This is a genomic window from Myxococcus sp. NMCA1, from assembly GCF_026810205.1.
Taxonomy (GTDB): Bacteria; Myxococcota; Myxococcia; order Myxococcales; family Myxococcaceae; genus Myxococcus; species Myxococcus xanthus_A.
In genome coordinates, this window is record NZ_CP113950.1 from 5,284,696 (window position 1) to 5,304,569 (window position 19,874).

Annotated in this window: 20 protein-coding genes; 12 read left to right on the forward strand and 8 right to left on the reverse strand. The window is 69.3% G+C overall.

Features of this window, described 5'->3' with window-relative positions; translation table 11 throughout:
• Positions 1-100 precede the first annotated feature (100 nt).
• Positions 101-901 carry a 4'-phosphopantetheinyl transferase family protein gene (locus OZ403_RS21775; protein WP_268781629.1) on the reverse strand — a complete coding sequence of 267 codons (801 nt, stop codon included), beginning with the start codon at positions 899-901 and terminating at the stop codon, positions 101-103.
• 158 nt (positions 902-1,059) lie between these two features.
• Between OZ403_RS21775 and OZ403_RS21780 the strand changes: the two genes are divergently transcribed.
• A complete protein-coding gene (locus OZ403_RS21780; protein WP_237079738.1) occupies positions 1,060-1,827 on the forward strand; it encodes an ATP-grasp domain-containing protein in 768 nt (255 codons plus the stop codon).
• A gap of 34 nt (positions 1,828-1,861) precedes the next feature.
• On the opposite strand, the gene OZ403_RS21785 is transcribed toward OZ403_RS21780, so the two are convergent.
• A complete protein-coding gene (locus OZ403_RS21785; protein WP_140798723.1) occupies positions 1,862-2,398 on the reverse strand; it encodes a tetratricopeptide repeat protein in 537 nt (178 codons plus the stop codon).
• Positions 2,399-2,429: 31 nt separating this feature from the next.
• Between OZ403_RS21785 and OZ403_RS21790 the strand changes: the two genes are divergently transcribed.
• Positions 2,430-3,023 carry a hypothetical protein gene (locus tag OZ403_RS21790; RefSeq protein WP_140798725.1) on the forward strand — a complete coding sequence of 198 codons (594 nt, stop codon included), beginning with the start codon at positions 2,430-2,432 and terminating at the stop codon, positions 3,021-3,023.
• 62 nt (positions 3,024-3,085) lie between these two features.
• Here the strand turns inward: OZ403_RS21790 and OZ403_RS21795 are convergent, their stop codons facing one another.
• Positions 3,086-4,438 (reverse strand): sigma-54-dependent transcriptional regulator, encoded by a 1,353-nt coding sequence (locus OZ403_RS21795; RefSeq protein WP_268781630.1) that lies wholly within the window; start codon positions 4,436-4,438, stop codon positions 3,086-3,088.
• A 3-nt stretch (positions 4,439-4,441) separates the two neighbouring features.
• Positions 4,442-5,683: a sensor histidine kinase gene (locus tag OZ403_RS21800; protein WP_268781631.1), complete on the reverse strand. Its 1,242-nt coding sequence runs from the start codon at positions 5,681-5,683 to the stop codon at positions 4,442-4,444.
• Between the two features lie 538 nt (positions 5,684-6,221).
• Here OZ403_RS21800 and OZ403_RS21805 point away from each other — a divergent pair.
• The 5 genes from OZ403_RS21805 to OZ403_RS21825 all read left to right on the forward strand — a co-directional run bounded on the left by OZ403_RS21805 (position 6,222) and on the right by OZ403_RS21825 (position 11,686).
• A complete protein-coding gene (locus OZ403_RS21805; protein WP_328285549.1) occupies positions 6,222-7,517 on the forward strand; it encodes a TolC family protein in 1,296 nt (431 codons plus the stop codon).
• Positions 7,514-8,260 (forward strand): ABC transporter ATP-binding protein, encoded by a 747-nt coding sequence (locus OZ403_RS21810; RefSeq protein WP_140798728.1) that lies wholly within the window; start codon positions 7,514-7,516, stop codon positions 8,258-8,260. The genes OZ403_RS21805 and OZ403_RS21810 overlap by 4 nt, the downstream gene beginning before the upstream one ends.
• Positions 8,261-8,305: 45 nt before the next feature.
• Positions 8,306-9,754 (forward strand): efflux RND transporter periplasmic adaptor subunit, encoded by a 1,449-nt coding sequence (locus OZ403_RS21815; protein WP_268781633.1) that lies wholly within the window; start codon positions 8,306-8,308, stop codon positions 9,752-9,754.
• A gap of 27 nt (positions 9,755-9,781) precedes the next feature.
• Positions 9,782-10,987: an ABC transporter permease gene (locus OZ403_RS21820; RefSeq protein ID WP_140792612.1), complete on the forward strand. Its 1,206-nt coding sequence runs from the start codon at positions 9,782-9,784 to the stop codon at positions 10,985-10,987.
• A 141-nt stretch (positions 10,988-11,128) separates the two neighbouring features.
• A complete protein-coding gene (locus OZ403_RS21825) occupies positions 11,129-11,686 on the forward strand; it encodes a type 1 glutamine amidotransferase domain-containing protein (RefSeq protein WP_140798731.1) in 558 nt (185 codons plus the stop codon).
• Between the two features lie 8 nt (positions 11,687-11,694).
• Here the strand turns inward: OZ403_RS21825 and OZ403_RS21830 are convergent, their stop codons facing one another.
• Positions 11,695-12,249: a response regulator gene (locus tag OZ403_RS21830; RefSeq protein ID WP_237079739.1), complete on the reverse strand. Its 555-nt coding sequence runs from the start codon at positions 12,247-12,249 to the stop codon at positions 11,695-11,697.
• A gap of 19 nt (positions 12,250-12,268) precedes the next feature.
• Here OZ403_RS21830 and OZ403_RS21835 point away from each other — a divergent pair, with 19 nt between their 5' ends.
• Positions 12,269-13,603 carry a sensor histidine kinase gene (locus OZ403_RS21835; protein ID WP_268781634.1) on the forward strand — a complete coding sequence of 445 codons (1,335 nt, stop codon included), beginning with the start codon at positions 12,269-12,271 and terminating at the stop codon, positions 13,601-13,603.
• Between the two features lie 18 nt (positions 13,604-13,621).
• On the opposite strand, the gene OZ403_RS21840 is transcribed toward OZ403_RS21835, so the two are convergent.
• A complete protein-coding gene (locus tag OZ403_RS21840) occupies positions 13,622-14,902 on the reverse strand; it encodes a lipoprotein N-acyltransferase Lnb domain-containing protein (RefSeq protein ID WP_268781635.1) in 1,281 nt (426 codons plus the stop codon).
• A 161-nt stretch (positions 14,903-15,063) separates the two neighbouring features.
• Here OZ403_RS21840 and OZ403_RS21845 point away from each other — a divergent pair, with 161 nt between their 5' ends.
• Positions 15,064-15,594, forward strand: a complete 531-nt coding sequence (locus OZ403_RS21845) for a hypothetical protein (protein ID WP_140792619.1) — start codon at positions 15,064-15,066, stop codon at positions 15,592-15,594.
• 27 nt (positions 15,595-15,621) lie between these two features.
• Here the strand turns inward: OZ403_RS21845 and OZ403_RS21850 are convergent, their stop codons facing one another.
• Complete coding sequence (locus OZ403_RS21850; RefSeq protein WP_268781636.1) at positions 15,622-16,377, reverse strand: SDR family oxidoreductase; 756 nt, start codon at positions 16,375-16,377, stop codon at positions 15,622-15,624.
• A gap of 158 nt (positions 16,378-16,535) precedes the next feature.
• Between OZ403_RS21850 and OZ403_RS21855 the strand changes: the two genes are divergently transcribed.
• The 3 genes from OZ403_RS21855 to OZ403_RS21865 all read left to right on the forward strand — a co-directional run bounded on the left by OZ403_RS21855 (position 16,536) and on the right by OZ403_RS21865 (position 19,587).
• Complete coding sequence (locus OZ403_RS21855; RefSeq protein ID WP_268784893.1) at positions 16,536-17,735, forward strand: metallophosphoesterase; 1,200 nt, start codon at positions 16,536-16,538, stop codon at positions 17,733-17,735.
• Between the two features lie 147 nt (positions 17,736-17,882).
• Positions 17,883-18,668, forward strand: coding sequence for a tetratricopeptide repeat protein (locus OZ403_RS21860; protein WP_140792623.1), 786 nt, complete (start codon positions 17,883-17,885; stop codon positions 18,666-18,668).
• 175 nt (positions 18,669-18,843) lie between these two features.
• Complete coding sequence (locus tag OZ403_RS21865) at positions 18,844-19,587, forward strand: head GIN domain-containing protein (protein WP_268781637.1); 744 nt, start codon at positions 18,844-18,846, stop codon at positions 19,585-19,587.
• Between the two features lie 16 nt (positions 19,588-19,603).
• Here OZ403_RS21865 and OZ403_RS21870 read toward each other — a convergent pair whose 3' ends face one another.
• Entirely contained in the window at positions 19,604-19,822 is a 219-nt protein-coding gene (locus OZ403_RS21870) for a DUF3185 family protein (RefSeq protein ID WP_140792627.1), read from the reverse strand.
• Between the last annotated feature and the right edge of the window lie 52 nt (positions 19,823-19,874).

Here is a 19,874-nt window from a genome sequence, read left to right on the forward strand (position 1 = left end):
GCCAGCGGAGTCGCGGTGTCCACGCCCACGAGTTGGAGCTTGAAGCACTGGAGACGCGCTGGCGCCGGCTCATGTCCGGTGCGGCGACGGAGCAGGTGGCCTAGCTTCGAGACACGTCACGGCCGAACACCTGGTGGATGCGCTCCAGGTCCGCCGGTGCGACATGGAGCAGCGAGAGCTTGGGAGACACCACCGCGAGCACGTATCCGCCGAGCACCCAGGCACGGGCGCGGTACTGGGCGAAGTTGCGGAAGAGGCAGCCGTAGCCTCCCGCGACATGCCCCTCGAAGGCGTCGACCTCCAGGACCTCGAACGGGGCGGTGAGCCCGCAGCGCAGGGCCTTGGAGAGAGCTTCCTTCATGGTCCAGATGACGTTCGCAGCCAGCTCGCCGCCGCCGGGCGCGTGACGGACCATGGCCAGCTCGCGTTGCGGCATCACCGATTCGAAGACGTCCGTCCGTTCGGGAGAGAGCTGCTCGACGTCGACGCCGACGATGTGCTCCGGCCCACACGCAACCGCGGCCGCCACCGAGCGCGCGTGGCTGAGGGAGACCACGGGCGAATCCCCTCCCGCGCCCTTGACCACCGGGTGTTCGAAGACGCCAGGCGCGATTTCGACCGCGTGCATCGGTACCTGGATGCCGAGCCCGCTGAGGGCGCGTTTGGCTGCGTAGCGCCCCAAGAAGAACCCGAGCCGTCGCGAGTCCGCGCGAAAGCCATCCAGTCGTGCCCGCTCGTTCGGATGGAGCAGTGCCAACTGCGCATCGTTGATGGCCGCAGCGGACTCCTGATGGACACAGGCCAGCACCGCTGGCACCGGCACGCCGTGGCGCACCATGCCGAGCGACACCGTCGCGAAGGACTCCTGTCCGAGCGGGTCGTGATGGTCAGAGCCGGTCATGGCGCTGGATTCTGTGTCAACCCGCCCGGGACCTCAATCACAGCCGAGCCCCTGGCCAAGGGTGAAATCGCGGCAATGTCGCCAGATACCCGGCTCACGCGGAAAGCCGTCAGTTGGCGCACACCGCGAACGTCCCGACGCCTTTCTCCGAGGCCACCATGCATTGGGTCGTCCAGCACAACCTGTTCAACGAGCCTGGCTTCCACACGCTGCTCGGCGTGCTGCGGCGCGGCGAGATTCCGCACACTGTCGTGAAGGTCATCCCGTTCGATGGCGGTGTCGAGCCGACTGTCGACGTCGACGGGCCCGTCATCGTGATGGGCTCGCTCAGCCTGACGCGTTACGCGAAGCGGAGAGGCTGGACGCCGGGCGCGTTCCTCAACGACAACTTCGACTTCCGGATCTGGCGCGAGCAACTGGGCCACCACCTGCTCAACGCCGATGCCCAGGTCCACCGCTTCGGGGACGTTCCGCCGAGGGAGGGGCCCTTCTTCATCCGCCCCTGCCTGGACGACAAGTCCTTCTCCGGAATGGTGACCACGTGGGACGACTTCAGCACGTGGCGTGCGAGCGCCCTCGCATTGGGCGAAGGCGCCACGGTCGATGCCGACACCTGGGTGGCCGTCAGCCCGCTGAAACACATCCAGCGTGAGTACCGCATGGTCGTCGTCGACGGACGCGTCATCACCGGCAGCCGGTACAAGCTCGGGGACCGCGTTGCCTCGTCTCCCGAGGTCGAGCCCGACGTGCGTGCCTTCGCCCAGGCCATGGCCGACACCTGGACGCCAGACCGGGCCTACGTCCTGGACGTCTTCATGCACGACAGCGACCTATACGTCGGGGAGCTCAACAACCTCAACGCTGCGGGCTTCTACGCCTACGACGTCGCGAAGATGGTGGACGCCATCGAAGCGATGCCCTGGTAGCGCGGTCCGGGCATCGCTCCGCGCGTGTCGCGGCTCAGGACACGCGCTGGTGCTCCGCGAGCACGTCATCCAGGGCCTGGGCCTGCAGCTTCACGTCGGGATCCGAGTCCGTCAGGGCCTTCGCGGTGTGAACGCGAGCACGCGCGGCGTCCGACTTCGCCAGGGCCATGGCCATGAAGAGGTGCGCCCGCGTGTCGTCGGGGTGGGCCTCCAGCACAGGGGTGAGAACCTGTACCGCTCGTGCGTCCTCTTCCCGCTCCAGCAGTGCCATGGCCAGGTCGTGCGCCGGGCCCGGCTCCGACGGCGCCCGGGCATGGGCGTGCTCCAGGAGTTCCACGGAGCGTGCGCGCTCACCCGCCAGATCCAACACGCGAGACAATCCGTGCATCACCGCCACGTCGCCCGGGGACTTGCGCAGCGCCTCTTCCAGCAGACGGCGGGCTTCGGCCACATCCCCTGCGTCCAACCGGGCCATTCCGTCGCGATAAAGGTCCGTTCCCACTGAGTTCTCCTGGCACCACGCGGTGCGTCGGTCATTTCCACGCAACTTCAAGTCTACAAACTGCGACAAACTGAGAGGAAGCTTTCCCCCGGACTTCATCATGCTCGTTCGAAACGCCCCCGTCTCGGCCCGCCGCCCAGCGAACTCCCCCTCGGAGTCGCCCGCCGCGGAGAAGCCCAACGCCGCCGCGGTCCCCGCGGCCATCCACCAGAAGGACTCGTTCAGCAACACGACGACGGCGCTCCAGCGCACGGCGAAGGTGGGCGCGGCACCCGCGGGCGACCACGGCAAGCTGATGACGGAGTACCTGACCGGCGCCCGCCCTCCCCCGGCGGACTTCGAGAAGGTCATCGGCTACAAGCCCTACGCCATCCAGACGCCGCACGGTCAGCGGATGCAGGACCCGCTGGGCTACGCGTCCGTCCCGCTGAAGATCGGCCCGGACAAGGAGTTCGACCCCGCGGCCAAGACGCACGACTACGGCTACGACCTGCTGCGCTACTTCGACAAGAAGGGCACGCCTCTCGGCCCCGATGCGCGCAAGGCCGCCGACGCCCTCTTCCGCAAGGACATGTTCGACTACGCGAACGACCAGAAGGGCGCGATGAACCGCTTCAAGTACCGCTCCTGGGCGCAGATCTACGCCACCGCGGTGGAGCTGAACTCGAAGCGGCAGGGCAACGGCCCTCCGTGAACCCCGCCTGAGGTTGCCGGGGCGCGCGGCGCGGAGTCTCTTCTCCGCGCCGCCCGATGCGCTCAGGGCGACTCGTAGCGCCGCAGCTTGTCGTACAGCGTCCGCAAGCCAATCCCCAGCCGCTGAGCGGCACGCTTGCGGTTCCCCGCCTCGTCCGCGATGGCTTGCTCAATGGCCCGTCGCTCCAGTTCCTCCAGCGTCAGGCTGGGAAGCCGGCCCCCCTCCGAGACGGGCGCATCCACCACGGGCCCCGCCGCGCCCGTTGGATCCAGCCACAGGTGCCGAGGCTCCACCACCGGCCCATCCGCGAGGATGGCGGCACGCTCGAGCGCATTGCGCAGCTCGCGGACATTGCCCGGCCAGGTGAACGCCTCCAGCCGCGCCACGGCCTCCGGTGACAGACGCAAGCCCGGACGACCCAGCTCGTCGCCGATGCGGCGCAGCAGCAGCTCCGACAGCGGCCGCAGATCCTCGCGCCGCTCGCGCAGGGACGGCAACCGGATGGGGAACACGGCCAGCCGGTGGTAGAGGTCCTCGCGGAACTCACCGCGCGCCATCATCGCCTTGAGGTCGCGGTTGGTGGCCGCCACCCAGCGCACGTCGGCTTCCAGAGTCCGCGTACCACCCACGCGCTCGAAGCGGCGCTCCTGGAGGACGCGCAGCAGCTTGGCCTGGAGCTCGGCCTTCAGCTCGCCGACCTCATCCAGGAAGAAGGTGCCTCCCTGCGCCAGCTCGATGCGGCCGCGCCGCTGGGCCACCGCGCCGGTGAACGCGCCCTTCTCGTGACCGAAGAGCTCGCTCTCCAGGAGTGTCTCCGTCAGCGCCGCGCAGTTGACGGCCACGAAGGGGCCGTCCGCGCGCTCACTCCACTGGTGGAGGGCCCGCGCCGTCACCTCCTTGCCGGTCCCGCTCTCCCCCACCAGCAGCACCGTGGCCTGCGTGGGCGACACCTTCCGCAGCGCTTCCACCACCGGGTGCATGGCGGGAGCACCCCAGCTCAGCTCCACCTCGCCCGCCGACTCCCGCGCCTCTGTCTTCCAGTTGAGCAGCGCGCGCCGCTCCAGGGCCCGCGCCACCGTCAGGCGCAGCTCGGCGGGGCTGCCCACCGGTTTGAGCAGGAAGTCGAAGGCGCCCGCCTTCATCGCCGCCACGGCGCTCTCCACCGTGCCCACGGCGGTGAGCACCACCACCTCCACGTCGGGCTGCTCCTCGCGCACCTTGCGCAGCAAGGTCAGCCCGTCCATCCCGGGCATCCGCAGGTCCGTGAGCAAAAGGTCCACGCCCTGCCTCGCCATCAGCCGCGCGGCCTCTTCGCCGTCGGCGGCCATGGTCACCGAGTGACCTTCGTACTCCAGCGCCTCGGCGAGGAACGAGCGCACGCCCTCTTCGTCATCCGCCACCAGGATTCGCGCCATGGCTCAGGCTCCTCCCGCGGGAACGGTGAGACGGAACTCCGCGCCGCCGCCCGCATGGCTCCGCGCGCTCACCGTGCCACCGTGCAGTTCGACGATGCGGCGGGTGATGGCCAACCCCAGGCCCACGCCGCGCACGCGGCCCGTGACGAAGGGCTCGAAGATGCGCTCCTCCTCCTCCGCGGCGATGCCGGGCCCGTGGTCCTTGACCGTGAACACCAGGAACGAGTCCTGCCGCTCCACGGTCGCCTCCACGCGCTGGCCTTCGGGGCTGGCCTGGACAGCGTTGCGCAGCACGTTCTCCAGGGCCTGCTGCAACCGGCCCGCGTCCAGAGGCCAGGGCGTGCGGTCCGGCAGATAGCGAGCCTCCACACGCGCCGCGCCCGTGCTCTCCACCGCGGCGCGGAGCACGTCGTTGGGGTCCGCCTCCACGCGGCGAAGCTCACCGCTGGCCACGAAGCCCAGCAGGTCGTTCATCAACTGCTCCAGCCGGACGGCCTCCGACACCACCCGGTCCGCCTTGGGCGCCAGGACGGCGTCACGCTCCACGCGCTCGGCGAGCAGCTGCGCATGGCCCTTGAGCGACGCCAGCGGATTACGCAACTCATGCGCCAGCACCGCGGACATGGTGCCCAGGGCCGCGAGCCGCCGGCCGCGCTCCAGTTCCTCCGACAGCGCCTCCCGCTGCGCCAACGAGCGCGAGAAGGCGAAGGCCAACGCCAGGATGCCCACGCACGAGGCCACCGCCACGCCCAGCAGCCGCTGCGAGCGCGACTCCAACGCCAGGGCGGTGAGCGGCTCGAACTCGTAGACCATGCGCAGGTGCTTGCGCGGCTCCTGGGAATCACCCTGCTCCGACATGGCGCGGACCTCCTGCTGTGTCAGGGGACCGAAGGCAGGGCGGGGCCGGCGGAGGCGGCTGACCAGGCGCGCGCGCGCCCCTTCGACCACCAGCGGCGAGCCCTCATGGGGGAGAAGCCGCCCCAGCTTCACCTCCCCGGCTGACGCCAGCACCTGGTCGTCATCCATGACGGCCACGTAGCGCAGGCCGCCCTCCCGGTGGGATGCCAGGAAGGCGTTCAGCGCGGACGGGTCCAGGAGCCCCTCCGTGTCGCGGAAGGCCTCGAAGCCGGCCACCATGATGACGTTGGCCATGCCCCGGGTGACCAGGGCGGACGACTCCAGCGCGGTGTTCCGGATGAACAGCGCCGCGGACATCAGCACCGCGCACATGAGCACCGCCGCCACCCAGGGCGCTCGAGGCCCAAGCGGCCGCCACCAGGGAGCGCCGCTCACCGCCAACCTCCGCCGTGGGGACTCCAACTCCATCGCACACCTCCACAGGCTGCGAACTCTGCATGCGGAGTGCGGAATCCGCACTCTCTTCTGTCGGCGCCGCGCGCCTCGGGAGCCGTCGGTCGTCCGAGCATGAGAGGAGGCATGGGGCGTTCTCCTGGGGGTGGAGGGCGGCCACGTGGCCGCTGGCAGGGCGAAAGAGCAGGCGCGAAACCTCGGCGCGCCCACATGTCGCCCCCGCCCTGTGCAATCACGGGGCCCAGGCCCGCTGTTCAGGCTCGCGCACGTGAACCCGAGGGAGACCTCGAGGCGTGCATGCGGAGATGGCCGGCATCGCATGCGGAATCCGCACTCGCACTGCGGTTCCCGCAGGCCCGGCGCCACTTTCCCTCCACATTTCCAGGGGTTGGACCGTGGCAAGGCAAATGCAGTGGCCCGGCTTGCGATGAAAAACGCACAGACACCGTGGTGGAAGCGGCAACCCTACCGGATGACGGCCCTGGCCCTGGGCTTCCTCGGGCTGGTGACGGCGCCCGGCGTGGGTCTGGCCCAGGCAACGACGACGTTGACGACGGTCTCCCTGGAGGAGGCCATCGCCCGGGCGCTGAAGACGAGCCCCCAGGTGGCGCAAGCCGCCGGCACCGTCACCACGACGGGGGCCGCCGAGCGCAGCGCGTTTGGAGCCTACCTGCCCAACCTGTCCGCGAGCGCGAACAGCTCCCTGGCCAGCAGCCAGCGCCTGGACCCCACCACGGGCGCGGTGTTCAACGCCCCCAGCGACACGTACAGCGCCGGCTTGTCGGCCTCGTGGAACGTCTTCACCGGTGGCCAGCGCGGCGCCACCAGCAAGCAGGCCCAGGCGCGCTCCAGCGCCGCCCGGGCCGGACTGATCGCGCAGCGCGCGTCCGCGGTGCTCGACGTGGAGCGTTCCTATTACGAAGTCCTGCGCGCCGGGGGCCTGGAAGCGGTCGCCGTGTCCCGCATCGAGCGCGCGAAGCAGAACGCGGAGGCCGCGGATCGGCGACTGGCGGTGGGCTCGGCGACGCGCTCCGACGTGCTGCGGGCGAAGTACGACCTCACCTCCGCGCAGGAGGCCCTGCTCTCCGCGCAGACCCAGCACGCCGCCGCGACGCTGTCGCTGGGCCGGCTCATCGGAGAGGACGGCCCGGTGGACGCCCAGCCGTTGGAGCTCCAGGACGTGTCCACCTTCGCGCTCACCGACGAGGCGCTGACGGACGAAATCACCGCCCAGGCGCCGTCCATCCAGGCCGCGGAGGCGGACCTTCGGGCGGCCGAAGCCAGCGTGAAGGTGGCCAGGTCGTCCTACCTGCCCACGGTGCGTCTCTCCGGCGGTTATGACTGGTTCAATGACGAGCCCGCCTTCAACGGAGGCCGCACGAGCTGGTCGGTCCGGATGGGCCTGTCCTACCCCATCTTCGACGGCTTCGTTCGCGAGGAGCGCGTGGTGAGTGCGCGGACGCAGGCGTCGGTGGCCCAGGCCACGCTCTCGGATACCCGGCGTGCGCTGCGCTCGAGCGTGGGGACATCCCTGAATCAGCTCAAGCTGGCGTCGAACCGCATCGCCCTGGCCACGGAGTCCGTCGCGGTGGCCCAGGAGGACCTGAAGGTGCAGCAGGAGCGCTACAAGCTGGGCGCCACGACCATCATCGAGCTGCTGACGTCGCAGGAGAACCTGGTGACGGCGGAGATCAACCTGGTGGCCTCCCGCTTCGACTACCGGATTGCGCGCGCGGAGCTGGAAGCGCTCGCGGGGAGGCCGCTGTGAGCACGTCCACCAACCCCCAGCAGCAGGCGGGCGCGGGCCCGGCGCGGGACATCTCCGACGTGGTCATCCGCGTGGAGGGCCTGCGCAAGGACTACACGATGGGCTCCGAGGTGGTGCGCGCGCTGCGCGGCGTGGACCTCACCATCCGCCGCAACGAATACGTGGCCGTCATGGGCCCGTCCGGCTCCGGAAAGTCCACCTTCATGAACCTCATCGGATGCCTGGACGTCCCCAGTGAAGGCCAGTACTGGCTCAACGGCCAGCCGGTGGCGGGCATGTCGGAGAACGCGCTGGCCCGCATCCGCAACCGGGAGTTGGGCTTCGTGTTCCAGAGCTTCAACCTGCTGCCCCGCGCCTCCGCGCTGGACAACGTGGCCCTGCCGCTCATCTACGCGCGCATCCCCAAGAAGGAGCGCCGCGAGCGCGCGGCGGCGATGCTGGACAAGGTGGGCCTGGGCGCGCGCAAGGACCACCGCCCCAACGAGCTGTCCGGCGGTCAGCGCCAGCGCGTGGCCATTGCCCGCGCGCTCGTGACGCAGCCCGCCCTGCTGCTGGCGGACGAGCCCACGGGCGCGTTGGACAGCCGCACGGGTGAGGAGATCATGGCCCTCTTCGGCGAACTGCACAGCCAGGGTCAGACGCTGATGCTCGTCACCCACGAATCGGACATCGCGGCGCACGCGCAGCGGGTGCTGTTCCTGAAGGACGGCGTCATCGAGCGGGACGAGCGAAATCGGGACTGAATTTTCGCCACGCGCGCTGCGTGGGACAGGGAACGGGAGGTCGTCGTGAGCAAGACGAAGAAGTGGATCATCTCAGGCAGCGCGGCGCTCCTTCTCGGCGCGGGGGTGTACGTCACCCAGCGCGGCGAGGAGCCCAAGAAGAACGAGCGCTCGGCGGCGGTGGCCGTGGTGGAGCGCCGGGACATGGAAGTGGTGGCCGAATCCGCGGGCCTGGTGGAGCCGCTGCGCGTCGTGGAGGTGAAATCCCAGGCCTCCGGTGAAGTGCTGAAGGTCCACTACGACACGGGCGACACCGTTGCCGAGGGCACGCTGCTGGCGGAAATCGAGCCGCGCGACGTGCAGAACGCGCTGGCGCAGGCCCAGGCCGACCTGGAGTCCGCGCGGGTGCGGCTGAACACGACGGAGGCCCAGCGCCAGCGCATGGAGGCGCTGCGCAAGGACGGCTACGTCACGCAGCAGGAATACGAGACGGCCGTGGACGCGTCGGCGACGGCACGGGCCACCAAGGTGCGGGCGGAGACGAACCTCCAGTTGGCGCGTGAGCGCAGCCGGGACGTCACCATCATCGCTCGCAGCCCCGGCACCATCCTGGAGCGGACCATCCAGCCGGGCGTCATCATCGCCTCCGCCACCAACAACGTGTCCGGTGGCACCGCGCTGTTCAAGATGGCGGACCTGTCGGTGATGCAGGTGCGCGCCAAGGTGGACGAGACGGACGTCGGGCAGATCAAGCCCGGCCAGAAGGCGCGCGTCACCATGGAGGCCTACCCGGGCCGCACCTTCATCGGCGAGGTGGTGAAGATCGAACCGCAGGCCCTGGTGGAGCAGAACGTCACCCTCTTCCCGGTGCTGGTGCGGATGGACAACCCGGACGGCCTGCTGCGGCCGGGCATGAACGCGGAAGTGGCCATTGAAATCTCCCGCCGCCGCAATGCCCTCACCGTGCCCAACACCGCGGTGGTGGGCGTGCGGGACGCCCGGACCGCGGCCTCCGCGGTGGGTGTTTCCGAAGAAGCGCTGCGCGCGGTGATGCGGCCGCCGGGAGCCCCGAGCCACCCGGGCGCGCCGTCCGGACCGACGACGGTGTCGGCCGTGGGAGAAGCCGGCGTGGGCGCCACCGCCGCGGTGGCCAATGGCGCCGGGCCGGGCGCGGTGCCCGCCAGGGGCCAGGGCGGCATGGGTGAAGGCCAGGGCGGCGGAGGCCAGGGCCGCGCGGGCCGCCGCGCTCGCGAGGATGTCCAGGGCGCGACGGACACGCGGCAGGGAGTCGTCTTCGTGCAGAGCCCCACCGGTCCGCAGCCCCGGCGCGTCACCCTGGGCCTGAGTGACTGGGAGAGCACGGAAGTGGTGAGCGGCCTGGAGGATGGCGAGAAGGTGGTGCTCATCACGGTGGCGAAGCTCCAGCAGCAGCAGAAGCAGACCACCGAGCGGATGCGCCAGATGTCGGGCGGCGTGATTCCCGGCGCGGGTGGTGGCCCGCGCGGGCCGCGCTAACCCCCAGGTCCATCAGGAGGACACGTCATGGGTGAAATCATCCGGGTCGCATTCGATGCGGTCCTCGCCAACAAGCTGCGGTCGCTGCTGACCATGCTGGGCATCGTCATCGGCATCGCGGCCGTCATCACCATGGTCGCGCTGGGCGAAGGGGCGCAGCGCTCAGTGGCCCAGCGGCTCCAGGGGCTGGGCACCAACGTCCTCACGGTGCGCCCGGGTCAGGCGTTCACGGGCGGCATGATTCGCGCCCAGGCGTCGATGACCATCGACGACGCGGAGGCGCTGCGGGAGAACGCGCGCCACATCCAGGCCGTGGCGCCGGAAATCGAGTCGCGCTTCCAGGTGGAGTACGGCGCGAAGAACGCGAACCTGTCCGTCGTGGGCACCTGGCCGGACTACTTCCGCGTCAACCAGGGGCAGATCACGAACGGCCGCCTCTTCACGGACGCGGAGGACAAGGGCCGGCGCCGGGTGGTGGTGCTGGGCGCCCTGGCCGGTGCGCAGCTGGGCCTGACGGACACCGCGTCCCTGGTGGGTGAGTCCATCCGCATCCGGGGCATTCCGTTCGAGGTCATCGGCGTGCTGGCCGAAAAGGGCGCGCAGGGCTTCAACAACCCGGACGAGAGCCTCTACATCCCGCTGTCCACCGCGCAGTTCCGCGTCATGGGCAGCGACCGCATCCGCTCCATCGCGGTGCAGGCCGTGAGCGACACGTCCATGGACGACGCGATGGCGGAGATCGACCAGAAGCTCCGGCGCGAGCACCGGCTGCGCCCGGAGCAGCCCGCGGACTTCAACATCCGCGACCAGGCCTCGCTGCTCAACACCATGCAGGAGACGACGCAGACGTTCTCCCTGCTGCTGGCCGGCATCGCCGCCATCTCCCTGCTGGTGGGAGGCATTGGCATCATGAACATCATGCTGGTGTCGGTGACGGAGCGCACGCGCGAGATTGGCTTGCGCAAGGCGCTGGGCGCCACCGGCATGGACATCATGCTCCAGTTCCTCGTGGAGTCCCTGGTGCTGTGCCTGGCCGGAGGAACGCTGGGCCTGCTGCTGGGCATTGGCGGCGCGGCGATGCTCCAGCGCGTGGCGGGCTGGACGGTGGTGGTGGCACCGGAGGCCATCATCGTGGCCATCGCCTTCTCGGCGACGGTGGGCGTGTTCTTCGGCATCTGGCCGGCGCGGCGCGCGGCGAGCCTCGCGCCCATCGAGTCGCTCCGTTACGAGTAGCCGGAGTCCTGGCCTCGGGCGCCAGCCCGCCCGCCGAGCAGGCGGCGGGCACGGCGCCCGAGCGCGTTTCAAGCCCTCCTCTTCCGGGCCGGGACTGCACAGGGTGCACATGTTTGCGGGCCTGACTCGAGGAGGGACGACATGGCGGATGGCAAGCGAATCGCGTGCATCGTGGGGAGCGGCTTCGAGGACTCCGAGCTTCGGGTTCCCTACGACAAGCTGCGCACGGAGGGCCACGAGGTGGTCCTCATCGGAAAGAAGGCCGGAGAGGAAGTCGTCGGCAAGCAAGGCAAGGAGAAGTTCCGCGTGGAGCGGAGCATCGACGACGTCCAGGTGCAGGACTTCGACATGCTGCTCATCCCCGGCGGGCACTCTCCCGACAACCTCCGGGCCGACGAGCGCTTCGTCCAGTTCGTGAAGGAGTTTGATGACCGCGGCAAGCTCATCGCGGCGGTGTGCCACGGGCCCCAGCTCTTCATCTCCGCGGACATCCTGGACGGACGGACACTCACCGCGTGGACGACGATTCAGCATGACTTGCGCCGCATCCCCAATGTCCAGGTGAAGGACGAGGCGGTGGTGCGGGACGCCAACTGGATCACCAGCCGCAAGCCGGACGACCTCGAGGACTTCAGCCGCGCCATCATCGAGGACCTGAAGGGCGCAGGCGCCCGAGGAGAGCGGGAAGCACGCACCTGACATGGCGTCTACTTCCGGCCGCTGAGAATGTGCTGGAGGAGCTGACGCGAGATGTGGAGCAGCTTCGCGGCCCCGCGCACGCTCCCATCGGATTTCGCCAGGGCCTCGTCCACCAACGTGTCGCGGACGAGGCTCTCGAAGCCGTGCAGAGGCACCCGTCCCGCGCTCGCCCGCAGCGCGGTGACCAGATCGGGGGGACGCGCCAGCGTCTCCAGCCAGACGGCCTCCAGCCGCGCGAGGTCCAGCGGCTTGGGAAGGAAGGCACGCACGCCCTCCTGCGCGAGTTGGAAGGCCTGCTCCGCCGTCGCCGTTCCGCTGATGGCGATGACGTGTGGCAGCGGCTCCAGCTCACACAGCGGCGCCAGCAGCTCGATGCTGTCCCCATCCGGAAGGCTGACATCCAGGATGACGGCGTCGGGCGCATCACTCCGGAGAACCTGACGCGCCGCGGCGATCGAAGCCACATGGGTGCACCGCTCGGCGCGAGAGCGCAGCGCCTCCTCGATCGCACGCGCCAGACGCGTGGCGTCCTCGACGACCAGGAGATGTCGGACCCGCCCCACCCATGGCAACTTACCATGAATGCCTGAGAGTCCTCGACCGCTGGCGCTGGAGCAGATGGCGCAGCGGGTGCTGTCCGACGCTTCGAACGAGGGCGAAGCGCTGGTCAGCGGGGTCCGGATTGTCTTCTGTGCCCTCATCCTGACGCGCTTCCTGGCACTGGGTGGCGCCCACGCAGAGGGCGGCGCCGCGGCGGCATTGCTCCAGCTTCCCCTGCTGCTGGGCAGCATCGTGGTGTCGGCGATGGCGCTGTGGGCGGCTCGGCGGCGGATGTTCGGCGCGAAGCTGCTCGTGGCCTCCACGGTGCTGGACGCTGTCTTCGCCCATGCGTCCCTCCTCTCCACGGTGCTCTGGCATGGCCCCCACTACACCGGCCTGCTGCGAATGCCGGACCCCGCGGCGGCCATCGCGGTGGCCTTCATCACCGCGCTGCGGCTGTCGCCCGCGGCCGCTTGGATTGGGACGGCGGCCAACCTCCTGTTGATGGCGGGCCTGACGGCGGTCGACTTCCACGTCAATGCAGGGCAGTCCACCTACGGGGCGAAGGAGCTGATGCTTCTGTTCATCTTCATCGGCAGCGCGGGAGTCTTCGCCTCGGTGATTTGTGGCATCGCACGGCGGCTGGTCCTCAAGGCCGGAACCGCGAGTGCCCACATCGAGAGCGCGCGCACGAACCTGCGCACGCTGCTGCGCGAGCACCACGACGTGCGCACGTTGCTGTCCGCGGCGAGGCTCCGCGCCGACCTCCTCCTCCGCGAGCCCATGGGCGCCAGCGCGCCCGGCCATGCGAGCGCCCTGGTGCAGGACCTGGGTGAGCTGAGCAGCTTCATCGAGAGCGTGAAGACCCGGACGCTGAGCGAGCTGACCCTGATTGAAGACGCGACAGCGGTGAACATGGGCGCCACGCTGCGCCGCGCCATGGAGGTCGTCCAGGCGAGGTTCTCCCGGGTCCGGTTCGAACTGGAAGAGACAGCGGGCCTGGCGCGTGCCGCCGCCAACGACGTCAGCGTCCGGATTGTCGGCGGAGAGCGCGGGCTCACGCATGTGGTCACCAACCTGTTCGTGAACGCCTGTGAAGGCGATGGCCAGCAAGGCGCGCGCACGGTTCGAATCAGCGTGGAGCCGAACCCGACGCTGCACCGCGTCCTGCTCAGCGTGAGCGATGACGGACCGGGCTTCCGGCCGGGGTTGCTGGAGGGAGAGCGGCCCCGGGGCGGCACGACCAAGCCACAGGGGTCTGGACTGGGCATGCTCCTGGTGAGCGGGCTCGTCGAGGCCAGCGGCGGCACCTTGCGCGCCTGCAACCCGCCCGAGGGAGGCGCGCGGGTCGAAGTCACGCTGCCCTTCAATGGGTAGCTCAGCGGGCTCCTTCGCTCAGCCCGGCAGCAGGCCCCGCCTCGCAAGCGCGAGCGCCACGGTCGGCCGGCGCGACCGCCAGCCGTGAGCGAGCCCCAGTCCGAGGTTCGCCACCAGCCACAAGGCCATGGACCCGCGGTTGTCCTGGTCGAAGGAGGGCAAGAGCTTGAGCACCACCGCGAGCAGCGAGCCCGCCACGAGCAGCCAGACGCATCGGCGTGCCCAGCGCTCCGCGCGCTCGCTGCCGGTCACCATCAGGAGGCCCAGCGGAAGCAACCCGAAGGCAAGCGGATTGGCCAGCAACAGGTTCTCATTGCGCTGCATGACGTCGAGCCTGGAGAACAGCATCAACCCACCCAGCGCCACGCCCGCCGCGCCGAGCGTGAGCCCGAACACGGCGTGATAGAGGCCAAAGAGAATCTGGAACACCCGGTGCGTGCCGCGCCCGCGCAGGAACGCGAGGAGGACGGCCAGGACCGCACCTCCAGCGCCAGGTCCCCAGGCGGCGGCCCCCTCCCAGCCAGCGCCGACAGGAGCAGCCACGGCAATGGACGGGGACGAAGCCCCCTCGCGCCTGACCAACGGGATGCGCTTGCCGGAGCCATCCACGTAGGACACCCCCATGAGCAGCCTGGCGAACTCCCGAGGAAGGAAGGCCTCCTCCCATTGGGTCGCGGGCGCGTCCACGGCGTCGTTCAGCCATAACATCAGGAGCAGCTCCGACACCGGATGCGTCTGGACGTATCGCCGGAGGAGTTCTCGCTGGGTGGCACGCGCCGGCGCCGTGAGCGCTTCCCGAAGCGCGCCACCCAATGCCTCATCAAGGACATCCCGCACGCGCGTCGCACAGTTGTCCCTGAGCGGGTGATAGGCATATTCGCGCGAGGCGGATTGGACGTCGCGCTCCAGCCGCGCCAGGAGCCGCTGACGCTGCTCCACCGAGAGCGCGAGGTCCTGCACGTCAATGGACCGCGCCATCGCGCGGTACAGCGAGAAGCTCCGCTCCACGGACAGGCGCGCCGCCCAGAACGTCGGACGGCCCAGGAGAAAGCGAACCGGTCCTCCATTCGCGATGGACGTCGTGCCATAGCTGTAGAGGAGGCCCGTCTTCAGGCGCGCGTCCTCGACCCACAGCGCGCTGTGACCGAAGCGCTGGTGCATGTCCGCGCCTGGGCCAATGGTCACCAACCGGATGCGCAGCGACTCGGGATGTTGACCAAAGCCCTCGGGTGAGGGCGCGGCGAACGCCGCTGCGCGGAACAGGGCCACGACCAGGATGAGCACCGCGTGTCTCGCCATCCCACCGCAATGCCCCACGCCCGCGGGGTCAGGGCAGTGCAAAAAGATTGGCAGTGTTCACGCGAAGCGCGTCGCGACAGGGTCCCTATCGGCTCGCGGGCCTTGCGCACCGAGTCAATGACACACACCCCAATCCCTGGATTGGCAAGGAGAAGCCCCACATGAACACGACCCACAACCCGCACACGTATTCCAGGCGCTTCCTGGCTGCCTTCACGGCCACCCTAGCCGTGGCCATGCTCGTCATGACCCCTGGCAAGGCACACGCCATGGATGGTGACAGAGAGGTGACGCACCTTCGTGTCCGCGTTGTCACCGGAAGCGACGACCTGCGCAAGGCGAGCAACGCCTTCGCTGAGTTCAGCTACACGGTGACCATCAACAACCAAGTCTCCCACCACTCCATCAGCCAGAACCTGAACAACGGCGCGAACTGGCCCAACGGGTCGACGCGCACCGTGGAAATCGCACTCCCCCTGGGCGTCCTCTACGGCAACATGCGCGAGTTCGCGATCCGATTTCAATCCGGGCAGTCAAACCCCTTTGAGACGGGTGACAACTGGAACCTGAACGACATCCGGGTCACCGCCATCCTGGACGACGGGACGGAGGCCATCATCGTTCAGGACTCCGGCAACCCCTACCACCGCTTCAAGAGCGACGTGAACACCCGGCGAGCCTGGGTGCTGTGACGTCGCCGTGGGAACAGCCCGGTAGCGTCAGGCGGTTCCCTGCTCGAAGGCCTCCACGTCCTGGTAGTACCGCTCCACCTGGGCCTGGGTCGCCGTCTGGGTATAGACCTCCGGACGTGGGTGTTCGATGACGTCGAGGATGACCTTCGCGGCGTCCTCGACGCGTTGGGCCCCTGCCAGCACCCGCGAATCCGGCCCACCGCCGAGCGCGTTGTCCCCGAACGCGGTGGCGACCACGCCGGGCATCACCACCGTCACGGTGATGCCCGGATGCGTCTCACGCAGCTCCTGGCGCAGGCAGGCGCTGAGCGCGTTGAGCGCATGCTTCGCCGCGCTGTACGCCGACCGGTGGGGAACGATGGGCAGCCGCCCCAGGGTGCTGGAGACATTCACCAGCTGCCCGGCGTCGCGTGACTGGAAGTGCGGCAGCACCGCCTGCATGCCGTACAGTGCGCTGTTCACGTTGTCGCGCCACATGGCCTCCAGGTCCGCGTCCGTGAGCTCCGCCACGGAGCGCGTGATGCCCCGCCCCGCGTTGTTCACCCACACATCGATGCGGCCAAATCGGGCGAGCGCGGCGTCACGCAGCCGCTCCATGTCCGCGCGCCGGGTCGCGTCCGTGACCACCGCGAGTGCCTCACGCCCGCACTGTCCGGCCACCACTTCCAGCTCCGCCTTCCGTCGCGCGGCCAGCACCAGACGGGCGCCCTTCCCGGCCGCTTGCCGCGCCAGCTCCGCGCCAATGCCGCTGCTTGCTCCAGTGATGACGACGACCTTGTCCATGTCCACGGCCCTCCCTGTCTGACGGGGGGGCCTCTATCAGGCGCCCTGCCCCCCCGCGAGCCCGCCCGGCCGCCCTGGGCGAAGCCTTGCCACCCAGGCGCCACGCTTACCGTGGGCCGTGCCGTGGTACCGTGCGGCTCTCCCGCGACCCTTTCTTCATACCGGTGCGACTCTTCTCCTTTTCGATGCTCATCGGGCTCGGCGCGGTGCTGGGCCATCTGTACCTGTACCGTCGGCTGGTGCGCCCCCTGCTGCCTGGCCGCCTGCCTCGGCTGCTGGCCCTGGCCGTGCTCGTCGCGATGACGGGCGTCCTGGGGTTCCGGCGCACCGTGCTGGACCTTCTTCCAGAAAGCGCCGAAGGGCTGCTCACCATGGCGGTGTACGCATGGATGGGCGTGGCGCTCTGCCTCGTCATCGCCCTGTTGCTGACGGACGTGGGCCGGGGACTCGCGGCCCTGGCAAGGCGGGTGCGGCCCCACGCCTCGCCCGCGCCTCCCTCACCAGCGCCCAGCACCACCGTGGACGAAGACCGGCGGCGCTTCCTGGGCCAGGCCGTGGCGGGGAGCGCCTTCGTCGCGGGAGGCGGACTGGCCACCTATGGAAGCTGGCGTGCCTTCTCACCGCCGCTCGTCACCGAGCTGGCCGTGAAGATTCCCAAGCTGCCCAAGGCCCTGGACGGGATCAGCATCGTGCAGCTCACCGACATCCACGTGGGCCACTTCATCCAGCGTCGCTACATGGACGCCCTGGTCCAGCAGGCCAATTCGCTGCGCCCGGACCTGTTCGCCATCACGGGAGACCTGGTGGACGGCGACGTGGCTTCGCTCGGCGGCCACGTCGCCGCGCTCGCCGCGCTGAAGTCCCGCTACGGCAGCTACTTCGTCACCGGCAACCACGACTACTACTCCGGCGACGAGGAGTGGTCCGCGTTCCTGGAGTCGCTCGGTATCGAGGTGCTGCGCAACCGGCACGTGCGCATTGGTGACGCGGGCGCTTCGTTCGACCTGGTGGGCGTGGACGACTGGAGCGGTGGCCGGCGACGCAACAAGAAGGGGTATGACCTGGACCAGGCGCTCGCGGGGAGAGCTCCGGACCGCGCCGCGGTGCTGCTTGCGCACCAACCGGCGAACTTCAAGGTGGCGGCCGAACGCGGCGTGGACCTGCAGATTTCGGGGCACACCCACGGTGGACAGCTCGTGCCCATGACGTTGCTGATTGGTCTGGCGTGGGAGCACTCCGCCGGGCTGTACGCGCACGGTGACTCGAACATCTACGTCAGCCGTGGCTGCGGCTTCTGGGGACCGCCCATGCGCGTCGGCAGCCCGCCAGAGCTCGTCAAACTCGTGCTGACGGCGTGACGCACTGGGACATCCGGTGCGCGGCCTGCCTGCTCACCAGGGCGCTGGCCATCGGGCGAAGGGCCGCGGCGGCTCGACTTCGGGTATGCTCCCCAGCAAATCAGGACCCGTGAGGGTGGGTCCTCAAGAATCTTGAGAGGCACAGATATGAAGCGCCTGGGAAAAGTCGGTCTGCTGGTCGGAGCGCTCACGCTGGGTGGCGCAGTCGTCGGGTGTAAGGCCGAGGACGACACCGCGAAGAAGCACCGCATCGTCGGCAGCGACCACTTGAGCAAGAAGGAGTTCAAGGAAGCCGCCGCGGCCTACGCGCTGTCGCTCCAGGCAGACCCCAAGCAGGAGAAGGTCTGGGAGAAGAAGGCCTTCGCCCACATGCAGCTGGGGCAGATGAACGAGGCCGCCGAGGCCGTCCTGAAGATGGGCGAGTTCAAGACGACGCCCACGGAGAAGGCGGAGATCTACCGGACGCTGGCCAGCATGTACATGACCGGCGGCACCACCGAGGAGGCCGAGAAGTACTTCAACGAGGCCCTCAAGCTGGAGCCGAAGGACGAGGCGTCGCTCGGGTGGATCGCGGAAATCTACGCGCAGCGCGGCGGCGCCCGCTCCATGGGCGCGCCCATCATCAAGGAGTCCCTGGAGAAGTCGCTCAGCTATTACGACCAGGTCATCGCCATCAACCCCAACTCCGCCAACACCTATCTCAACAAGCGCGTGGTGATGGGCCGGCTGATGGAGTTCGAGCGGCAGCAGAAGGAGATGGCGCTGTCCGAGGCGACCGAGAACGCGAAGAACAAGGAAGTCGTCGCCGAAGCGACGGCTCGCGCCGACGAGCACCAGAAGCGCATGGACGAGTACCAGGTGCAGTTCGCGGAGATGACGAAGAAGTTCAGTGAGGCACAGAAGGCCGCGAAGGCGGCGGCGCCCGCGCAGTAACCCACCGCAACCTGCCGGACAGAACGCAAGGGCCTGGGACCGCGAGCCGGTTCCGGGCCCTTCGTGTTTCAGCCCATGCCCACCGTTGCCACGGGGCCTGGGTGACACTGTTCCCCTCCCAGGGTGTTCCAACCTCCGCGACGTCGGTGACGTCCGGAAACCTGGGAGTGAAGACATGCGCATCGCGAAGTCAGGAGCCTGGGTGGGGACCGCGTTGCTCGCGGTGGCCCTCACCGCGTGCTCCTCCGGTCCTTTCGTGGAGGGCAATGGACGTGTGGTGGAGAGCGAACGGGAGATCCCCTCGTTCGACGAAGTCGTGGTGAACGACGGCATCTCCGCCACCGTCGTCGTGGATCCAGCGCAGCCCGCCAGCGTCATCGTCGAGGGTGACAGCAACCTCGTGTCCCTGATGCGCACCGAGGTGCTGTCCGGGGCGATGCTCCGGGTCCACTTCCTCGCGGACGACGTCGGCCACTGGGAGTCCGCCAATCCCCTTCGTGTCCGAATCACCGTGCCGACGCTGACGTCCTTTCAGCGCTCGGGCGGCGGCACCGCTGACCTGAGTGGGCGCATCGACGTCCCCTCTTTCCTGCTCACCGCGAGCGGCGGGGGCACGATTCGAGCGCGAGGGTTCGTGACGGAGCGGTTGACGCTGGAGACCAGCGGCGGAGCGGAAACCACCCTGGAAGGGCAGGCCACGCTCCTGGACAGTGAGATGTCAGGCGGCGGCCGCCTCTTCGCCACGGGCCTCCAGACGCGCGACGCACGGCTGGAATCGAGCGGAGGCGGCACCACCGAGGTGCGGGTCTCCGGCTCACTGCGAGTCGAAGCCTCGGGCGGCGCGGACATCCGCATCACCGGAGCGCCCACCGTCGTCGAGAAGGACCTCTCTGGCGGCTCGGCGCTCCGCTTCGAATAGCCGAGGTACGCCCGGCTCAGCGGCGCCGTCTGCCTCCGCCTGCGAGCACCATCAAGATTCCGCCCACCAGCGCCGCGCCGCCCCCCGCCAGATACAGCGTGGTGCGGTCGGTGTTCCGGCCGGTGAACAACTCCGTGGCCCGCTCCGCGAGCGAGTCCCGGGCCTTGAGCCCGGACCACAGCAACACGGCGCCCGCGATGGCGAGCATGACACCCAGCAGCCGGACGAAGCTCACGTTGCCTCCTGAAGTCACGGGCCTCCCTTGAAGCAGGAGGCCCGCGTCGGTC

Coding starts and splice junctions, on each gene's coding strand:
- OZ403_RS21775 (WP_268781629.1), bottom strand. CDS start 901: ATGACCGGCTCTGACCATCACGACCCGCTCGGACAGGAGTCCTTCGCG.
- OZ403_RS21780 (WP_237079738.1), top strand. CDS start 1,060: ATGCATTGGGTCGTCCAGCACAACCTGTTCAACGAGCCTGGCTTCCAC.
- OZ403_RS21790 (WP_140798725.1), top strand. CDS start 2,430: ATGCTCGTTCGAAACGCCCCCGTCTCGGCCCGCCGCCCAGCGAACTCC.
- OZ403_RS21795 (WP_268781630.1), bottom strand. CDS start 4,438: ATGGCGCGAATCCTGGTGGCGGATGACGAAGAGGGCGTGCGCTCGTTC.
- OZ403_RS21805 (WP_328285549.1), top strand. CDS start 6,222: ATGACGGCCCTGGCCCTGGGCTTCCTCGGGCTGGTGACGGCGCCCGGC.
- OZ403_RS21820 (WP_140792612.1), top strand. CDS start 9,782: ATGGGTGAAATCATCCGGGTCGCATTCGATGCGGTCCTCGCCAACAAG.
- OZ403_RS21825 (WP_140798731.1), top strand. CDS start 11,129: ATGGCGGATGGCAAGCGAATCGCGTGCATCGTGGGGAGCGGCTTCGAG.
- OZ403_RS21835 (WP_268781634.1), top strand. CDS start 12,269: ATGCCTGAGAGTCCTCGACCGCTGGCGCTGGAGCAGATGGCGCAGCGG.
- OZ403_RS21840 (WP_268781635.1), bottom strand. CDS start 14,902: ATGGCGAGACACGCGGTGCTCATCCTGGTCGTGGCCCTGTTCCGCGCA.
- OZ403_RS21845 (WP_140792619.1), top strand. CDS start 15,064: ATGAACACGACCCACAACCCGCACACGTATTCCAGGCGCTTCCTGGCT.
- OZ403_RS21850 (WP_268781636.1), bottom strand. CDS start 16,377: ATGGACAAGGTCGTCGTCATCACTGGAGCAAGCAGCGGCATTGGCGCG.
- OZ403_RS21860 (WP_140792623.1), top strand. CDS start 17,883: ATGAAGCGCCTGGGAAAAGTCGGTCTGCTGGTCGGAGCGCTCACGCTG.
- OZ403_RS21865 (WP_268781637.1), top strand. CDS start 18,844: ATGCGCATCGCGAAGTCAGGAGCCTGGGTGGGGACCGCGTTGCTCGCG.